The sequence below is a fragment of the Sphingobium sp. genome, assembly GCF_048594625.1.
Taxonomy (GTDB): Bacteria; Pseudomonadota; Alphaproteobacteria; order Sphingomonadales; family Sphingomonadaceae; genus Sphingobium.
Map to the genome: position 1 here is coordinate 1 of NZ_JBMDWL010000095.1, position 15875 is coordinate 15875.

The window sequence follows — 15875 nt, forward strand, 5'->3', positions numbered from 1 at the left end:
GCGTTCGACCGGCTGTATGACCTCGCCCCTTCCAGCGCCATTGCGGCCGCGCGCGCCAATGCCCACGCCATCGCGCTGATGCTGGCGGAAGTGGGGATCAGCGTCGATGCGCTGCCCCTGCTGGATGTGCGGCAGGATGGCACGAGCGACATCATGGGCGACCGGACGCTGGGCGCGGACCCGATGCGGGTCGCGGCGCTGGGCCGTGCCACGCTGGAGGGGCTGGCGCAGGGCGGCGTGGTCGGCATCGTCAAACATATGCCGGGCCATGGCCGGGCAATGGTCGACAGCCATCTGGCGCTGCCGATCGTGAACGCGAACCTCAACGCGCTGGAAACCGACCTCGCGCCGTTCCGCACTTTGCGTAATGCGCCGATGGGGATGACGGCGCATGTCGTCTATACCGAATGGGATGCGGAACGCCCGGCTAGTCTGTCGCCCGCCGTCATCGCGGAGATCATCCGGCAACGGATCGGTTTTACCGGCCTGCTGATGTCCGACGATCTGGACATGAAGGCGCTGCGCGGCAGCATCCCCGAACTGGCGGCTGGGGTGGTGGCCGCGGGATGCGATCTGGCGCTCAATTGCTGGGGGCGGATGGACGACATGGTCGGCATCGCCAATCTGTTGCCCGACATCACGGATGTGGCGCGCGAGCGGCTCGACAGGGCGATGGCATCGGTCGAACGCGGAGGCGATCAACCGTCGATGGAAGAGATGATCGCGGTCCGCGATTCGCTGCTGGGTCTGGTCGACGCTTGACCGACGACCTGTTCGCCCAGCCCGCCGTTCCCGCGCCGGAGACGCTGAACGTCAGCTTCGACGCGTGGGAAGGGCCGCTCGACCTGTTGCTGAGTCTGGCGCGGACGCAAAAGGTCGACCTGCGCGAAATTTCCATTTTGGCGCTGACGCAGCAATATCTGGCCTTCATCGATGGCGCCCGGCAATTGCGGCTGGAACTGGCGGCCGATTATCTGGTGATGGCGGCATGGCTCGCCTATCTCAAATCCGCGCTGTTGCTGCCCCGGCAGGAACAGCCCGATCCTGATCCCGCAGAACTGGCGCTGCGCCTGCAATTGCGGTTGCAGCGGCTGCATGCGATGCGCGATGCGGCGGCACGGCTGATGGCGCGCGACCGGTTGGGGCGCGACATCTTTACCCGGCGCAAGCCCGAAGGATTGCGGCTGGTGAAGAAGGCGCAATGGCGCGCCAGCCTGTATGACCTGATCCAGTCCTATGGCCAGATCCGCGCCCGGACCCAGCCGGTGGTCCACACCATCGCGGTGCGACCGGTGATGACGCTGGACGAAGCGATCCAGCGGGTCGGCGCGCTGGTCGGCGCCGCGATCGACTGGACGAACCTTGCTTCCTTCCTGCCGCCCGATCTGGCCCCGCCAAAGGCGAAGTCGGCGTTGGCCAGCAGTTTCGTCGCCGCGCTGGAACTGGCGCGGCAGGGGCGACTGGAAATTCGGCAGGAGGAGATTTTCGCGCCGCTTTACCTGCGGGCGACCGTGACCGGCGCTGCGCCGAATCGAGGGCATGCCGCATGACCCGCGAACCCGATGATTTCATGCGATCGGTGGAGGCCGCGCTGTTCGTGGCCGAAGCGCCGCTGACCCCGGCGGACCTGAAACTGCATGTGGGGGCTGAGGGCGACCTGAACGCGGCGCTGGCGGCACTGGCCGAAGATTATGCCGGGCGCGGCATTTATCTGGTGGAACGGGGCGGGCGCTGGCATTTCCAGACCGCGCCCGACCTGGCCCATATTCTGCGTCGCGAAAAGGACGAGCCACGCAAATTATCGCGCGCAGCGATGGAGACGCTGGCCATCATCGCCTATCATGAACCGGTCAGCCGGGCCGAAATAGAGGCGATTCGCGGGGTTCAGGTGGCAAAGGGCACGCTGGACGTGCTGATGGAGGCAGGATGGGTTCGTCCGGCAGGGCGGCGGGAAGTACCGGGGCGCCCGCTCATCTATGCCACCACCGTGGAATTTCTGACCCATTTCGGGCTTGGCAGCCGCCGCGACCTGCCCGGAATGGATGATTTGCGTGCCGCCGGCCTGCTCGACCCCGTCGATTTGGCGCTGGAGGGTCTGGGCGGGCAATCCGTTCTGGAAAATGATGAGGAAGAGGCCTAGATAGGCCTCCTTTCAGGAGTAAGACAAATGGGTTCCTTTTCGCTGATGCACTGGGTGATCGTACTCCTGGTCGTCATGCTGCTGTTCGGTGGCGGTCGTATTTCCGGCCTGATGGGTGACGTGGCCAAGGGTATCAAGAGCTTCAAGAAGGGCATGGCCGACGATGACGACGATGTGACGCCGGCAAAGCCCGCGACCCGCATCGAAGGCCATCGCGTGCCCGAACAGGACGGCGCGACCACGAGCGCCGAAGAAAAGACCAAGGCCTGATCCCCTCCAGCACAGGCCGATAGTCACGCATGTTTGGTATCGATTCCACCGAACTTCTGGTGATCGTGATCATTGCCGTGATCGTGATCGGGCCGAAGGATCTGCCGCGCGCGCTCTACAAGGTGGGGCAGATCGTGGGCAAGGCGCAGGGCATGGCCCGCCATTTCCGCACCGGCATCGACGCCATGGTGCGCGAAGTGGAACTGGAAGAGCTGGAAAAGAAATGGGCCGCGCAGAACAAGCGGATCATGGAAGAGCATCCGCCCGAAACGACGCCGGGCGCGTTGCCTTCGCCGGTCGAATCGTCGGTGCAGGCCGGGGTGCAGGATGGCGCGCAGGACGTGCCCCCCTATGTCGCGCAGTCCGCGCCAGTGGAAACGCCGCCCTTCGTCGCCGAATCGGCGCCGGTGGCGGCCGATCCGGTGACGCCGGCGGCATCGGTCGCTTCGGCGAGCGACGGCCCGCCCTATGTGGCCGAAGCGCCCCTGTCGGAACCGCGCAAGGATGATGCGGCGGCATGATCAACGATATTGACGACAGCAAGGCACCCTTGCTGGACCATCTGATCGAACTGCGCAGCCGGTTGCTGAAATGCGTCTATGCGCTGTTCATCACCGGGGCGGTCTGTTTCTATTTTTCCGAACAGCTGTTCGCGATCCTCGTCCATCCGCTGAAGGAAGCCTTTGGCGATGGCGGCGGGCGGCTGGTCTATACCAAGTTGTACGAAGCCTTTTTCGTGCAGGTGAAGATCGCGGTGTTCGGTGCGTTCTGCCTGTCCTTCCCGATCATCGCCAATCAGCTGTGGGCCTTTGTCGCGCCGGGGCTATATGCCAAGGAAAAGAAGGCGTTGCTGCCCTTCATCCTGGCGACGCCGTTCCTGTTCGCGATGGGGGCCAGCCTGGCCTATTTCGTAGTGATGCCGACGGCATTCCACTTCTTCCTGGAATTTCAGGGCAACAGCAGCGGCCTGTCGGTGGAGGCGCTGCCCAGCGCGGACAGCTATCTGGGCCTTGTCAGGCAGTTCATTCTGGCGTTCGGCATCAGGGTCCTGATGCCGGTGCTGCTGCTGCTGCTGAACCGGGCGGGTTTCGTTTCGCGGGCGCAGCTGATCGGGTTGCGCCGCTATATGATCGTGGCGGCCTTCATTCTGGCGGCCGTGCTCACGCCGCCCGATGTCGTGTCGCAGCTGATGCTCGCCATCCCTTTGCTACTGCTTTATGAAATCACGATCATTGCCATCTGGTTCACCGACCGCAGGCAGGACAAAGGCGAGGCGACGGAGGAAGAAGCGTCGGCCTGATTCCGCGATCCTGATCGTATCGGTCGGGTGAGCGGACGGCGGGATGACAAAAAATACCCGCCTTCCATGGGGAAGGCGGGTCATGCCAGGGACTGAATATAATCAGATCGCAGGTCGGCTCAATTGGCCGAGCGTTCCACGGCCTTGCCTGCGCTCTGGACGTCGCGGCCTGCGCCTTCGACCGTGTTGCACGCTGCGACCATCAGCGAACCCGTCAGCAGCAGGGCGGCCAGGATCTTTTTCGTCATCGGAAAACCTCCTCGTCAAAATCGGTGACCCGATGGCACATGGCCATCGCGGCTACGCAACAGAGAACCCGTGGCGCGCGCAAGCGTTCCGCAGGTGAAAAGAATAATGATTTCAAAAGGAAGATGCCCCAGAAAATGCTGAACCCGGAACGCGTCGGGGGGGGGAAGAGCGTTCCGGGTTCATATTTTTTGGATAGCAAGAGCGGGGGGCAAAAGATTTGCTATCCGAATTACAGAACCGCCAACGCCCGCAATAGGTTCCCGAAAAAAATCGCGCATATCGCATTTTTTTAATCGCCCGCATTGCAGCAACTTCGTTGGTTGCCGCAAAATTAACCGCAGAAAATCGGCCGAATGGTCGAAAAAGGATCAGATCAGCGGGCGCCCGCTGTTCCGATATTCGGGGCGGATGGTGGATTCCGGCAGGCCGTCATCGGCCGGTCTGGGTGTGGGCGGCGGCGTCCAGGTCGTGGTGGGCGCGGCGGGCTGCGAAGCAGTGAGGGGGAGGGTGAACGATGGCGTCATCGTTTCGATAGGCTGCACCGGCTTTGCGGGCCAGCTGTTACGCGCCGGGCCGGAAATGGGTTCGCGCCCCAGATAGGGGATGCGGAACGCGGCGGGCGTGCCGTTAAAGCCGGGGCTGCGGTAAAAGATATGCGCGCCGATCACGGCAACGGCCTGAAGGCTGGACGACCAGTCCGGGCGCACGGCCAGCGTGTGATAATGGGTGGCAAGGCCGACGGGGGCATAGACATCGCCAGCCAGCGCCCGTTCCGCCACGCGCCGGGCGCGCACCCATGCGGCGGCGGCAGGGAGGCGCGCCATCGCACCATCGCAGCTGAAGGTGAACTGGCATTTATAGTCGGTACGTTCCGATCCCTGATAGACGACGCCGCATACCGTATTGGGGTAAAGCGGGCTGCGCACGCGGTTCAACACCACCTGCGCCACGGCGCGCTGGCCATCGTCGGGTTCGTTAGCGGCTTCATAATAGATGGCGGAGGTCAGGCAATGGAGCGCGCGATAGCTGTCCAGCCCGGTGATGCCGCGAAAGATCATGGCGGGCGCGCTCTTCACCGCGTCCAGCCCCAGCACATGCTGGCTTTTCAGGGTTTCGACGCCAGGCGCCGGATCGAACGCCCCTTCCGCATAGAAGAAAGCGGAGCCGGGGAAATTTTCGCCACTGATTTCCGAAGGATCGGTTTGGCTGTCCGGTCGATTCCCCTGCAACATGTCCAGCGGGGCGGCGGTGATCAGCCGCGGTGCGACGAGGAGGAGCAGCACGACGCAAGTGATCGCGCCATGCCCCTTCCATCCCTTCATCTGCGCCGACAGTCGCATAAAGTTCCCATATTATCGGTGGGCCGAACTGTGCCCAACCTGCCCTTATCCCAAAAGCCTTGCTTTTTCCTTGCGTCTTTTGCCCCTGTGCCGCGATGGGACGGGCCGGGAGGCATATATTAACGGCAGGCCTGAAATGGGGCCTTTTGCCCCATCATCATTCCCTTGCTTGGCAAAGTCGCGCCGCGTCAGCTATGCGGGGGCCATGCTGCTTCAATCCAATAGTCTCGCGCTGATCGGCAATACGCCGATGGTGCGCCTTGCCGGTCCGTCGAACGAAACCGGCTGCGATATTTTCGCCAAATGCGAATTTGCCAATCCCGGTGCGTCGGTGAAGGACCGGGCGGCGCTGTTCATCGTCAACGATGCCGAGGAAAAGGGGCTGCTCAAGCCCGGCGGCACGATCGTCGAAGGGACGGCGGGCAATACCGGCATCGGCCTGGCGCTGGTCGCCAATGCGAAGGGGTATAAGACGATCATCGTCATGCCCGAAACGCAGAGCCGCGAGAAAATGGATACGCTGCGCGCGCTGGGTGCGGAACTGGTGACGGTGCCTGCCGCCCCCTATTCCAACCCCGGGCATTTCGTGCATACCTCCCGCCGTCTGGCGGAGGAAACGGAGGGCGCGATCTGGGCCAACCAGTTCGACAATATCGCCAACCGCAAGGCGCATATCGTGGGCACGGCGGAAGAAATCTGGACCCAGATGGACGGCCGGATCGACGGGTTTACCTGCGCCGCGGGCACGGGCGGCACGATTGCGGGCGTTGGCCTTGGCCTCAAGGCCAAGGATGAAAATATCATCATCGCGCTCAGCGATCCGCATGGCGCGGCGCTGTTCAACTATTATGCCCATGGCGAACTGAAGGCCGAGGGCAGCAGCGTCGCCGAAGGTATAGGGCAGGGGCGCATCACCGCCAATCTGGAAGGCGCGCCGATCGATGCCCAGTTCCGTATCTCCGACGAGGAGGGGATGGAATGGGGTCGCCGCCTGCTGGCCGAGGAAGGGCTGTGTCTGGGCCTGTCGTCGGGCATCAATGTCGCGGGCGCGGTCGCGCTGGCGAAGCAGCTGGGGCCGGGCAAGCGGATCGCGACCATCCTGTGCGACACGGGCTTTCGTTATCTGTCGACGCTCTATAACCGACAGTGGCTGGAAACTAAGGGCTTGACGGTCTTCCCCTGGCTCGCGCAGACTGCATGATCGCCGACACGGGTCGCGGCGTCGATAATATGAACGGAAGCATGGCCGAAACACCCCGCCGTCAGGAAGGGTTGCAGCGCGTCCAGATCGGTCTGACCGGTCTGGCCGGTGTCGTATTGCTGGTCGGTCTGGCCAATATCGTCATCGAAAAGGCGCGGATGGACGATGCCGCGCTGCCGCCGCCGGTGGTGCCGACGTTGTCGACGCAGCAAAATGCCGTGTCGCCAAAGGACCCGCTGGCCGAACTGGGCGTACAGCCCGCGCCGGAGCAGGCGCCGCTGGTGCCCGACCTGCAACCCGATCCCAATATCCGCAAGCCGATGGACCGCGACCCCGCGCAATCGCGCTGATATGACGCGGCGGGGCTGGCGATGGCCGCCGATCCGGGCGGGGCTGGGCCGATTCCTTTGGCTCTGGCTGGTGCCGCTGCTGATTTTCCTGACCGGACTGCATCGCGCCTGGCTGACAGGGCAGGCCGATCCGTGGGACTGGGCGCTGCCGATGGCTTTGGTGCTGGCTCTGGCGGGCGCGGTGCTGGCGCGGCGTGGTTGGCTGATGATGGGCTGGCTGGCGATCGGCTGGGCGGCGATGGGTGGCGTCGGGATGGCGACGATCTTCTGCATGCTGGCGTCCGGTCGCGCGCCGCAGGGATGGGCCGTGGCGGGTTTATGGGCGGTTGCGATGCTGGCGGCGTTCGGTGGCGCGTTGCTGCGCCGGCCTCCGTTCGCTTCGCGCCCGGTCGAGAACCCTGTGCGGGATGCTTCTCGATCCGGCTTGAAGCGAACGGGGTTGGGGGTGGCGCTGCTCGCCATCGCGGTCCTCATCCTCTGGCGCGGTCCTGCGCAGTCGATCCAGCCCAGCCCGGAGCGTCCCGGCCCGGATCTCCCCGGTCTTGCCATCGTGACGGCCCTGCCGCTTTTCTGGGATGAGGCGGGACGGGATGGGCCACGTGATGCGCCCATCGTCAAGCTGCTGCGCAGCCGCTTTATGGTCACGCCATTGGATGACCCGCAAAGGCTGGCCGCTTCGGGGGTGAAGCGCCTGCTGCTGGCGCAGCCACGCGCGCTGACGCCCCCGCAGCTGGTGGCGATCGATATGTGGGTGCGCGCTGGTGGGACGGCGTTGGTGCTGGCCGATCCGTTGCTGCGCTGGCCGTCCGGCCTGCCGCTGGGCGATCGCCGCCGTGCGCCGTCGGCCAGCCTGTTGCAGCCGCTGCTGGGGCATTGGGGGTTTCGGCCGTCCGACCTGAAAAGCGAGGAAATGCGGTATCATGCGCCCGACGGCCATCTGATTACGCTGTCGGGCGTCAGGGCCTATCTGGCTGGCCGCGATGATCGTTGGGTCGGGCCGGGCGACTGGATCGTGCATCGCAAGCGCATTGGCAAAGGCGAGGTGTTGTTGTTGGGCGATGCCGATCCGATCGACGACCGGCTGTGGCTGGCCGATCCTGCCCGTCCGCTTAATCCCCGATACTGGATTGCCGATACGCCCGCGCTTGTCATCGACTGGCTGGGTGGGGCGCCTGTCCCCGGTGAGCGGCGCTGGATGCGGGAAGCGGCGGACGTGCGGCATGGGCTGCGCTGGGCGGTTTGGGCCGGGATAATCTGGGCAATATTGGGCGCGGCGCTGTTTCGGCGGGAAATCGGGGGTGCCGCGCCCGGAACAAAAAGGGAAAGGATGACGATTGTCGACAGGAAATCCGGTTGATCCCAGATTTCACCGTATTTTCCCATCCTGTCCCACCTTTTCCCCTTTTCAGTCGTCTCCATGCTTGGTAGGAAAACCAGCATTGGGGTTCGTCAGGCTTTGTGCAGTCCTGTGCGCCGGTGGTCTTTTCGTGGATTCCGGCGGCAGACGGCCTGTGCCCCGCGGAAAAGGGGCCAGTTGGCAGCGTGTCGGACGTCATTCTCTATTCGGGCAACGCGTTCAGCGTCGCGGACGGCAAGGGCCGTTTCGTGCTGCCCCTGGAGATGCGCAAGCTGGTGACGCAGGCGAGCGGCGGGCAGAACCGCCTGTGCCTGTCGATCCATTTCGGCAATGGCTGCGCCACCGGATTTGGCCTGTCCCACAAGCAATATCTGTTCGAGGAAGTCGAAAAGCTGGAGCGTCAGGCCTATGAAGCCGGGCGCGATTTCGACGCCGATGTGGAGCGTGAAAACCGTCTCGGCACGATCGAAGACGTGAATTTCGATGATGGTGGCCGTTTCTTCCTGCACCCCGATATTAAGGAAGAAGCCGGCATCACGGACGCGATCTTCTTTTACGGCGTGGGCCGTTACTTCCAGATCTGGAAGCCCGAAGCCGTGGTCGAAAGCGCCGGTCGTCCGGTGCTGATCCGCAACAAGGTGAAGCGCTGGATCGAAGCGCGCGCGGCGGGGGCGGTCAAGTGAGCGGTGCGCCCCATATTCCCGTCCTGATCGATGAAGTGCTGGACGCCCTCGCCATCAACCCCGGCGAACTTCATGTGGACGGCACGTTCGGCGCGGGCGGCTATAGCAGCGCCATGGCCCGTGCGGGCACGCGCGTCTTCGCCTTTGATCGCGACCCCGATGCGATCCGCGAAGGGCAGGGCGTGGCCGATACGCATGGCATCACCCTGATCCCCGGCGAATTTTCGCGCATGACGGAATTGCTGGCGGAACGCGGCATAGAGAAGGTGTCGGGCATAACACTCGACATCGGCGTGTCGTCGATGCAGCTCGACCGGGCGGAGCGCGGCTTTTCCTTCCAGTCGGACGGGCCGCTGACCATGACGATGAGCCAGGACGGCATGAGCGCCGCCGACTTCCTCAACAATGCCCCTGAGGAAGAGATCGCCAACGTCATCTATCGCTATGGCGACGAACCCAAGTCGCGCCGGGTCGCCCGCGCCATCGTGGAGGCGCGCCCGCTGGAGCGCACGGGTCAACTGGCCGCAGTCGTCCGCCGCGCGCTGGGCCACAAGCCGCATGACAAAAAAGACCCCGCGACCCGCACATTTCAGGCGATCCGCATCCATGTGAACCGGGAGCTGGAAGAGCTGGAGCTGGCGCTCGATGCGGCGGAGGCGCTGCTGGAAGAGGGTGGCCGACTGGCGATCGTGACCTTCCATTCGCTCGAAGATCGCATCGTGAAGCAGTTTCTGCGCAAGCGTAGCGGTGGCGAGGGGGCAGGGTCGCGGCATCTGCCCGAACGGGCGGCGGGGCCGCAGCCGACCTTCGCCAAGCCCGCCAAGGCGGTGCGCCCCGGCGAAGCGGAACTGGCGCGCAACCCCCGTGCCCGATCCGCCACATTGCGCGCCGCCGTCCGTACTTCTGCCCCCGTCCAGTCATCTTCCGCCCGGAGTGTCCGCTCATGATCGCCGTCAAAAGGTTGCAGAGCCTGATCTGGGTCATATTGGTCGCGCTGGGTGCGCTGGGCGCCTATATGGTGTCGCTGAAGGTCGCAACCGAGCGTAACCAGCTGATGGCGGTGCGGGCGCAGATCGCGCGGGCAAAGGCGGACATCCGTTATCTGGAAACGGAATTCAGCGCGCGCGCCTCCATGCGTCAGCTGGAACGGTGGAATCAGGACGACTTCATGTATGCGACGCCGACCGCCCAGCAATATCTGGGCGGGGAAAGGGCGCTCGCGCATCTGGACGGCGTGCAGCCCAATGGTCCCGATTATGTCGCGCCGCCCGTGATGGTGGCGATGGTCGAAACCCCGGCCGACCTGCCGTCCGCGCCGCAGAAGGCGCCCGAAAGCCCGGCGGCGACGCAGATTCGCAGCGACATCGCCGTGATCCGCGAAGCGCATGCCGCCGACGCCGTCGACAAGCTGCCCCAGCCCGCGCGCCGCACCCCCGCGCAGCAGGTAAAGGTGGATGCCGACGTGTCGAAACCCAATCCAATCGCGCGCAAGGCGGAGCGGATGGCGATGCTCGACGCCAAGCTGCTGGATGACAGCACGCTGGGCGACCTTAGCGCCAGGGCGGCGCGCGAGAAGCGCAAGGAGGCGCGCTGATGGCCACGATCATTGTCCAGCCCGGCGGCGCGGAACGGGCGGGGCGGCAACGGGTCAACCTGACGGCGATGGCCCATAACCGGCTGATGCTGCTTTTGATCCTGTTCATGGGCATCACCGTGGTCCTGATCGGCCGACTCGCATGGGTCGGCATTTTTGCGCATGGCAATGCGGGCGACGGCAGCCTGTCGCCGTTCCTGCCTGCGCGCGCCGACATCGTGGACCGCAATGGCGTGCCGCTGGCGCGGACCATGGACGCCTATTCGGTGGCGGTGCGACCGTCCAAGCTGATCGGCGATCCGGGCGAACTGGCGCGCAAGCTGCACGAAATCTTTCCCGACGAATCCGAAGCGGTTTTTCGTAAGAAGCTGACCGGACGCGGCTGGGCCTATCTGCGCCGTCGCGCGCTGCCTGAAGAAGTGGCGGCGGTGAACGCGCTGGGCGAAATCGGCATCGAATTCCCGCGCGAAAAGGAGCGGCTCTATCCCCAGCGCACGCTCGCCGCGCATGTGCTGGGCTTTGCCCCCAATGCCGATGGCGTGGGCGGCATGGGTGTGGAGGCGGCGTTCAACGACCGGCTGATCGACGCTGCGAAGCGCGGCCGGCCATTTGCCATTTCCATCGACAGCCGGGTTCAGGGCGCGCTGGAAAGCGAACTATATGCGCAGCTGGTGCAGACCAAGGCGAAGGGCGCGGGCGGTGTCATCATGGACGCCAATACCGGCGAGATCATCGCCATGGCTTCGCTGCCGGTGTTCGATCCCAACAAACTGCAAAATTACGCGGGCAAGCGGTGCAGCGAATCGCCGCTGTGCAATCATATGGTGCAGGCGCGTTACGAACTGGGTTCCGCCTTCAAGCCGCTGTCCATCGCCGCGGCCATGGATGCGGGCGTCGTGACGTCGATGAGCAAGCGCTATGACGCCACCGCGCCGCTGGCGGTCGCCGGATTCCGCATCAAGGACGACCATCCGCTTGGCCGCTGGATCAACGTGCCGGAAATATTGGTGCACAGTTCCAACATCGGTACGGCGCGCATCGCTGATGAAATGGGCGCGGAACCGCTGCAAAAAATGTTCCGCAGCGTCGATTTCGATCAGCGCGCGCCCATCGAGTTCAACGAACGCGCCAAGGGTATCTGGCCGTCCAGCTGGGGCCGCATCACCAGCATGACGACCAGCTATGGCCATGGCATCGCGGTGACGCCGCTGCATCTGGCCACCGCTTATGCCGCGCTGGTCAATGGCGGGATCTGGCGTCCCGCGACTGTGCGCAAGCTCAATGCCGACGAAGTGCCCGAAGGACGCCGCGTATTCACCGCGGCCACCAGCGCGCGCATGCGGCAACTGTTGCGGATGATCGTGTCGGCGGGTACAGGGCGTAGTGCCGACGCCAAGGGATTCCGGGTGGGCGGCAAGACCGGTTCCGCCGAAAAGCCCCAGGAGGGGCGCTATAACAAGACTTCGCTGGTGACGACTTTCGCTTCTGCATTCCCCATGGACAATCCCCGTTACGTCGTCGTCGCGATCATGGACGAGGCGACGGGCCAATATGGCCTGCGCACCGCCGCATGGACCGCCGCGCCCGTGGTCAAACGGGTGATCGAACGCACCGGCCCGATGCTGGGCGTGATGCCGGACGAAAGTCGTGACGTGGATATTTCCGACCTGATGCCGCTGCTGCACGGCGACAAGGAGAAAGAATGATGCGCCTCGGCTCCCTGATCGAGGGTCTGGATGTGTCGGCCGGCGATCATGCCGGCCTTGACGCGTCGGTCACCGGTTTCGCCATCGACAATCGCAAGGTCGCGCCCGGCACCGTGTTCGGCGCCTTTCAGGGGCTGCGCGTCAATGGCGAGGATTATATTCCCGACGCGGTGAAGGCGGGCGCCATCGCCGTCGTCGCCCGGCCGGAGGCAAAGGTCGAAGGGGCGATCCATATCGCCCATGCCAATCCCCGCCGCCTGTTCGCGATGATGGCTGCGCGTTACTTCGCGCCGTTTCCCGATGTGACGATCGCCGTCACCGGCACCAATGGCAAGACGTCGAACGTCGAACTGGTGCGACAGATCTGGCGCATGCTGGGTCACAAGTCCGCGTCCATCGGCACGCTGGGGGTGACGACGGCGGTGGATCAGGTGTCGACGGGCCTCACCACGCCGGACATCGTGACGTTCCTGGCCAATATGTCGGGGCTGAAGCGCGAAGGCATCACCCATGCAGCGTTCGAGGCGTCGAGCCACGGCCTTGATCAATATCGCACCGAAGGGTTGCCGGTCATCGCCGGTGGCTTCACCAATCTGTCGCGCGACCATCTCGATTATCATGGCGACATGGACAGCTATTTCGACGCCAAGATGCGGCTGTTCGACGAAGTGGTGTCGGCGAATGGCGCGGCGGTCATATGGGCCGACGATACATGGTCGGACAAGGTTATCGCGCGGGCTACGAAGCGGGGGCTTCGTGTGCTGAGCGTCGGGGTGAAGGGACAGGCCCTGCGGCTTGTCAACCGCACCCCGACCCAGTTGGGCCAGACGCTGGAGATCGAAGCCGAGGGCAGGGTGTATAAGGTCAACCTGCCGCTGATCGGCGCCTATCAGGCGGCCAATGCGCTGACGGCGGCGGGCCTCGTCATCGCGACCGGCGGCGACACGGCCAAGGTGATGGAATTGCTGGGCCGGGTTCAGCCGGTGCGCGGGCGGCTGGAACGCGCCGTCATTAGCCGGGCTGGCGCGCCGGTCTATGTCGATTATGCCCACACGCCCGATGGGCTGAAGGCCGCGATAGAAGCGCTGCGCCCGCATACCAGGGGGCGCCTGATCACCCTGTTCGGTGCGGGTGGGGATCGCGATGCGGGCAAGCGGCCGCTGATGGGCAAGGTCGCGGTCGAATTGTCCGATCATGTCATCGTGACCGACGATAATCCCCGTTCGGAGGAGCCATCGGCCATTCGCGCCGCCGTGCTGGCAGGGGCGCCCGATGCGGAGGAAATCGGGGGGCGTCGCGCCGCCATCGCCGCCGCCATCGGTCAGGCCGGGGCCGAAGACATCGTCCTGCTGGCGGGCAAGGGCCATGAACAGGGGCAGATCATCGGCGACCGGGTGCTGCCATTCGATGACGTCACCGTGGCGCGGGAGTGCGCGGGTTGATGGTCTTCGCACTTGATCCGTTCGGTTCGCGCCTGTCGAGAACCAGCGCGCAACGGGTCTCGACAGGCGCGAACCAGACGGAGGTTGGCATCCATGGCTGAGCTCTGGGCCTCCGCCGACATTGCCGAGGCCACAGGCGGCGCCGCGTCGGCGCCGTTTGCCGTTTCTGGCGTGGCGTTCGACAGCCGCGAAGTCGGGCAGGGCGACCTGTTCGTCGCGATGAAGGGCGAAACCACCGACGGTCATAAATTCGTGGAAAAGGCATTCGGGCAGGGCGCGGCCGGGGCGATCGTCAGCGAGCCGGTGAACCATCCCCATATCCTGGTCCCCGATAGCGCCGCCGCGCTCGAAGCGTTGGGAAGATCGTCGCGCAAGCGCATAACTGGCAAAGTGATTGGCGTTACCGGATCGGTGGGCAAGACCGGCACGAAGGAAGCGCTGTTTCAGGCGCTGGATCGCGCCGCGCCGGGGCGGGTGCACCGTTCGGTCAAAAGTTATAACAACCATGTCGGCGTGCCGTTGAGCCTGAGCCGCATGCCGCGCGACAGCGCCTATGGCGTGTTCGAAATGGGCATGAACCATGCGGGCGAACTGTCTGCCCTGACGCGGCAGGTGCGGCCCCATGTCGCCATCGTGACCGCGATCGCGCCCGCCCATATCGAATTTTTCGGAACCGAAGAAAAGATCGCCGAGGCCAAGGCGGAAATCTTCGAAGGGTTGCAACCCGGTGGCACCGCGATCATCCCCTATGACAGCCCGCATGTGACGCTGCTCTATAATCGGGCGGAGCGGCATGCTTCGCGCATCCTGACGTTCGGCACCAGCCCGAAGGCCGATGTCTGCGCGCGTGAAGCGCTGCCCGCGCCGGGCGGCGGCACGCTGGTCACCGCGACATTGCCGGGCGCCGAACTCTGTTTCACCGTGGCGGCGCCGGGCGATCATTGGGTGTCCAATGCGCTGGCGGTGTTGGCGGCGGTGGAGGCGGTCGGCGGCGATCTGGCGGCTGCCGGGCTGGCTTTGGCCGAAATGCCGGGGCTGCCGGGGCGCGGCGAGCGGCGCATATTGCCGGTTGCAGGCGGCGAGGCGCTGCTGATCGACGAAAGCTACAACGCCAATCCGCTGTCCATGGCGGCGACGCTGAAGCAGCTGGGCCGCGAAAGAGCGGACCGCCGCATCGCCATATTGGGCGGCATGCGCGAGCTGGGCAGCCGCAGCGTCGAACTCCATGCCGGGCTGGTCGATCCGCTGCGCGCCGGTCATGTCGATCATGCGATATTGGTCGGCGCGGAAATGGCACCGCTGGCCGACGCGCTGAACGGCGTCATATCCTTTACCCATGTCGCCGATACGGCGGCGGCCATCCCCATCATTCAAAACGACGTGCGCGCGGGCGACGCGATACTGGTCAAGGGATCGAACGGGGTGGGCCTGTCCCGCCTCGTCGCCGCCATGGCAGACAGCGCCCGCGACGGAGACCGGAACTAATGCTCTACTGGCTGGCCGAAACCCTGGATTTCGCGGGGATTTTCAATCTGATCCGATACCTGTCCTTCCGTGCGGGCGCGGCGATCTTCACCGCGCTGGCGATCGGGCTGGTGATTGGTCCCAAATTCATCGGCTGGCTGCGCGTCCGTCAGGGCAAGGGGCAGCCGATCCGTACCGACGGGCCGCAGACCCATCTGGCCAAGCGCGGCACGCCCACCATGGGCGGCCTGATGATCCTGACATCCATGGTCATTTCGGTGCTGCTATGGATGGACCTCAACTCCACCTATGTCTGGGCCTGCCTGTTCGTGACGCTGGGCTTTGGCGCGATCGGCTTCCTGGACGATTATGACAAGGTGACGAAGGCCAGTCATAAGGGCCTGTCGGGCAAGATGCGGCTGCTGTTCGAATTTCTGATCGCCGGGATCGCGGCGTGGATGATCGTGCATCAGCATGGCAACACCGCGCTCTACGTGCCTTTCTATAACGGCCCGGCGATCGAACTGGGGCCGTTTTATTTCTGTTTCGCCGCCTTCGTCATCGTGGCGTTTGGCAATGCGGTGAACCTGACCGATGGCCTCGACGGTCTGGCCACCATGCCGGTCATCATCGCCAGCCTCGCTTTCCTGCTGATCGTCTATCTGGTCGGGCGTGCGGACTTTGCCGATTATCTGGGCATCCCGCATGTGCCGGGCGCAGGCAATCTGACCATATTGTGCGGCGCGATCATCGGCGCGGGGCTTGCCTTCCTGTGGTTC

At 64.6% G+C, this 15875-nt stretch carries 18 protein-coding genes; 16 read left to right on the forward strand and 2 right to left on the reverse strand.

The window, feature by feature from the left end; all coding sequences use genetic code 11:
- From ACOJSJ_RS12090 to tatC, 6 genes are all read left to right on the forward strand, one after another.
- Nucleotides 1-762 (forward strand): glycoside hydrolase family 3 N-terminal domain-containing protein (locus tag ACOJSJ_RS12090; RefSeq protein ID WP_420145234.1); only part of this gene is annotated, 762 nt, incomplete at its 5' end.
- A complete protein-coding gene (locus ACOJSJ_RS12095) occupies nt 759-1550 on the forward strand; it encodes a segregation and condensation protein A (RefSeq protein WP_420145235.1) in 792 nt (263 codons plus the stop codon). The genes ACOJSJ_RS12090 and ACOJSJ_RS12095, both read left to right, overlap by 4 nt.
- Nucleotides 1547-2140 (forward strand): SMC-Scp complex subunit ScpB, encoded by a 594-nt coding sequence (scpB, locus tag ACOJSJ_RS12100; protein ID WP_420145236.1) that lies wholly within the window; start codon nt 1547-1549, stop codon nt 2138-2140. Before ACOJSJ_RS12095 ends, scpB begins: the two co-directional genes overlap by 4 nt.
- 27 nt (nt 2141-2167) lie before the next feature.
- Nucleotides 2168-2410 carry a twin-arginine translocase TatA/TatE family subunit gene (locus ACOJSJ_RS12105; RefSeq protein ID WP_420145237.1) on the forward strand — a complete coding sequence of 81 codons (243 nt, stop codon included), beginning with the start codon at nt 2168-2170 and terminating at the stop codon, nt 2408-2410.
- Nucleotides 2411-2439: 29 nt separating this feature from the next.
- Complete coding sequence (gene tatB, locus ACOJSJ_RS12110) at nt 2440-2931, forward strand: Sec-independent protein translocase protein TatB (RefSeq protein WP_420145238.1); 492 nt, start codon at nt 2440-2442, stop codon at nt 2929-2931.
- Complete coding sequence (gene tatC, locus ACOJSJ_RS12115) at nt 2928-3710, forward strand: twin-arginine translocase subunit TatC (RefSeq protein WP_420145239.1); 783 nt, start codon at nt 2928-2930, stop codon at nt 3708-3710. The genes tatB and tatC overlap by 4 nt, the downstream gene beginning before the upstream one ends.
- Before the next feature lie 119 nt (nt 3711-3829).
- Here tatC and ACOJSJ_RS12120 read toward each other — a convergent pair whose 3' ends face one another.
- Together ACOJSJ_RS12120 and ACOJSJ_RS12125 are read right to left on the reverse strand one after the other, a co-directional pair.
- Entirely contained in the window at nt 3830-3958 is a 129-nt protein-coding gene (locus ACOJSJ_RS12120; RefSeq protein ID WP_420145240.1) for an entericidin A/B family lipoprotein, read from the reverse strand.
- 369 nt (nt 3959-4327) lie between these two features.
- The gene (locus ACOJSJ_RS12125; protein ID WP_420145241.1) at nt 4328-5299 is read right to left on the reverse strand and encodes a cell wall hydrolase; all 972 of its coding nucleotides are present in this window, start codon (nt 5297-5299) and stop codon (nt 4328-4330) included.
- Nucleotides 5300-5504: 205 nt separating this feature from the next.
- Here ACOJSJ_RS12125 and ACOJSJ_RS12130 point away from each other — a divergent pair, with 205 nt between their 5' ends.
- From ACOJSJ_RS12130 to mraY, 10 genes are all read left to right on the forward strand, one after another.
- Nucleotides 5505-6500, forward strand: a complete 996-nt coding sequence (locus ACOJSJ_RS12130; protein WP_420145242.1) for a cysteine synthase A — start codon at nt 5505-5507, stop codon at nt 6498-6500.
- Between the two features lie 41 nt (nt 6501-6541).
- Nucleotides 6542-6850 (forward strand): hypothetical protein, encoded by a 309-nt coding sequence (locus tag ACOJSJ_RS12135; RefSeq protein WP_420145243.1) that lies wholly within the window; start codon nt 6542-6544, stop codon nt 6848-6850.
- Between the two features lies 1 nt (nt 6851).
- A complete protein-coding gene (locus ACOJSJ_RS12140; protein WP_420145244.1) occupies nt 6852-8207 on the forward strand; it encodes a Gldg family protein in 1356 nt (451 codons plus the stop codon).
- A gap of 185 nt (nt 8208-8392) precedes the next feature.
- A complete protein-coding gene (locus tag ACOJSJ_RS12145; RefSeq protein WP_420145245.1) occupies nt 8393-8890 on the forward strand; it encodes a division/cell wall cluster transcriptional repressor MraZ in 498 nt (165 codons plus the stop codon).
- Nucleotides 8887-9837 (forward strand): 16S rRNA (cytosine(1402)-N(4))-methyltransferase RsmH, encoded by a 951-nt coding sequence (gene rsmH / locus ACOJSJ_RS12150; protein WP_420145246.1) that lies wholly within the window; start codon nt 8887-8889, stop codon nt 9835-9837. Before ACOJSJ_RS12145 ends, rsmH begins: the two co-directional genes overlap by 4 nt.
- Complete coding sequence (locus ACOJSJ_RS12155; protein WP_420145247.1) at nt 9834-10484, forward strand: colicin transporter; 651 nt, start codon at nt 9834-9836, stop codon at nt 10482-10484. The genes rsmH and ACOJSJ_RS12155 overlap by 4 nt, the downstream gene beginning before the upstream one ends.
- The gene (locus ACOJSJ_RS12160) at nt 10484-12190 is read left to right on the forward strand and encodes a peptidoglycan D,D-transpeptidase FtsI family protein (protein WP_420145248.1); all 1707 of its coding nucleotides are present in this window, start codon (nt 10484-10486) and stop codon (nt 12188-12190) included. The genes ACOJSJ_RS12155 and ACOJSJ_RS12160 overlap by 1 nt, the downstream gene beginning before the upstream one ends.
- On the forward strand, nt 12190-13632 hold the full coding sequence (locus tag ACOJSJ_RS12165) for a UDP-N-acetylmuramoyl-L-alanyl-D-glutamate--2,6-diaminopimelate ligase (RefSeq protein WP_420145251.1): 1443 nt from the start codon (nt 12190-12192) through the stop codon (nt 13630-13632). Before ACOJSJ_RS12160 ends, ACOJSJ_RS12165 begins: the two co-directional genes overlap by 1 nt.
- Nucleotides 13633-13725: 93 nt before the next feature.
- Complete coding sequence (locus ACOJSJ_RS12170; protein ID WP_420145249.1) at nt 13726-15117, forward strand: UDP-N-acetylmuramoyl-tripeptide--D-alanyl-D-alanine ligase; 1392 nt, start codon at nt 13726-13728, stop codon at nt 15115-15117.
- Nucleotides 15117-15875 (forward strand): phospho-N-acetylmuramoyl-pentapeptide-transferase (gene mraY / locus ACOJSJ_RS12175; RefSeq protein ID WP_420145250.1); only part of this gene is annotated, 759 nt, incomplete at its 3' end. The genes ACOJSJ_RS12170 and mraY, both read left to right, overlap by 1 nt.

Coding starts and splice junctions, on each gene's coding strand:
- tatC (WP_420145239.1), top strand. CDS start 2,928: ATGATCAACGATATTGACGACAGCAAGGCACCCTTGCTGGACCATCTG.
- ACOJSJ_RS12160 (WP_420145248.1), top strand. CDS start 10,484: ATGGCCACGATCATTGTCCAGCCCGGCGGCGCGGAACGGGCGGGGCGG.
- ACOJSJ_RS12155 (WP_420145247.1), top strand. CDS start 9,834: ATGATCGCCGTCAAAAGGTTGCAGAGCCTGATCTGGGTCATATTGGTC.
- ACOJSJ_RS12105 (WP_420145237.1), top strand. CDS start 2,168: ATGGGTTCCTTTTCGCTGATGCACTGGGTGATCGTACTCCTGGTCGTC.
- ACOJSJ_RS12135 (WP_420145243.1), top strand. CDS start 6,542: ATGGCCGAAACACCCCGCCGTCAGGAAGGGTTGCAGCGCGTCCAGATC.
- tatB (WP_420145238.1), top strand. CDS start 2,440: ATGTTTGGTATCGATTCCACCGAACTTCTGGTGATCGTGATCATTGCC.
- ACOJSJ_RS12140 (WP_420145244.1), top strand. CDS start 6,852: ATGACGCGGCGGGGCTGGCGATGGCCGCCGATCCGGGCGGGGCTGGGC.
- ACOJSJ_RS12125 (WP_420145241.1), bottom strand. CDS start 5,299: ATGCGACTGTCGGCGCAGATGAAGGGATGGAAGGGGCATGGCGCGATC.
- scpB (WP_420145236.1), top strand. CDS start 1,547: ATGACCCGCGAACCCGATGATTTCATGCGATCGGTGGAGGCCGCGCTG.
- ACOJSJ_RS12130 (WP_420145242.1), top strand. CDS start 5,505: ATGCTGCTTCAATCCAATAGTCTCGCGCTGATCGGCAATACGCCGATG.
- ACOJSJ_RS12165 (WP_420145251.1), top strand. CDS start 12,190: ATGCGCCTCGGCTCCCTGATCGAGGGTCTGGATGTGTCGGCCGGCGAT.
- ACOJSJ_RS12120 (WP_420145240.1), bottom strand. CDS start 3,958: ATGACGAAAAAGATCCTGGCCGCCCTGCTGCTGACGGGTTCGCTGATG.
- ACOJSJ_RS12170 (WP_420145249.1), top strand. CDS start 13,726: ATGGCTGAGCTCTGGGCCTCCGCCGACATTGCCGAGGCCACAGGCGGC.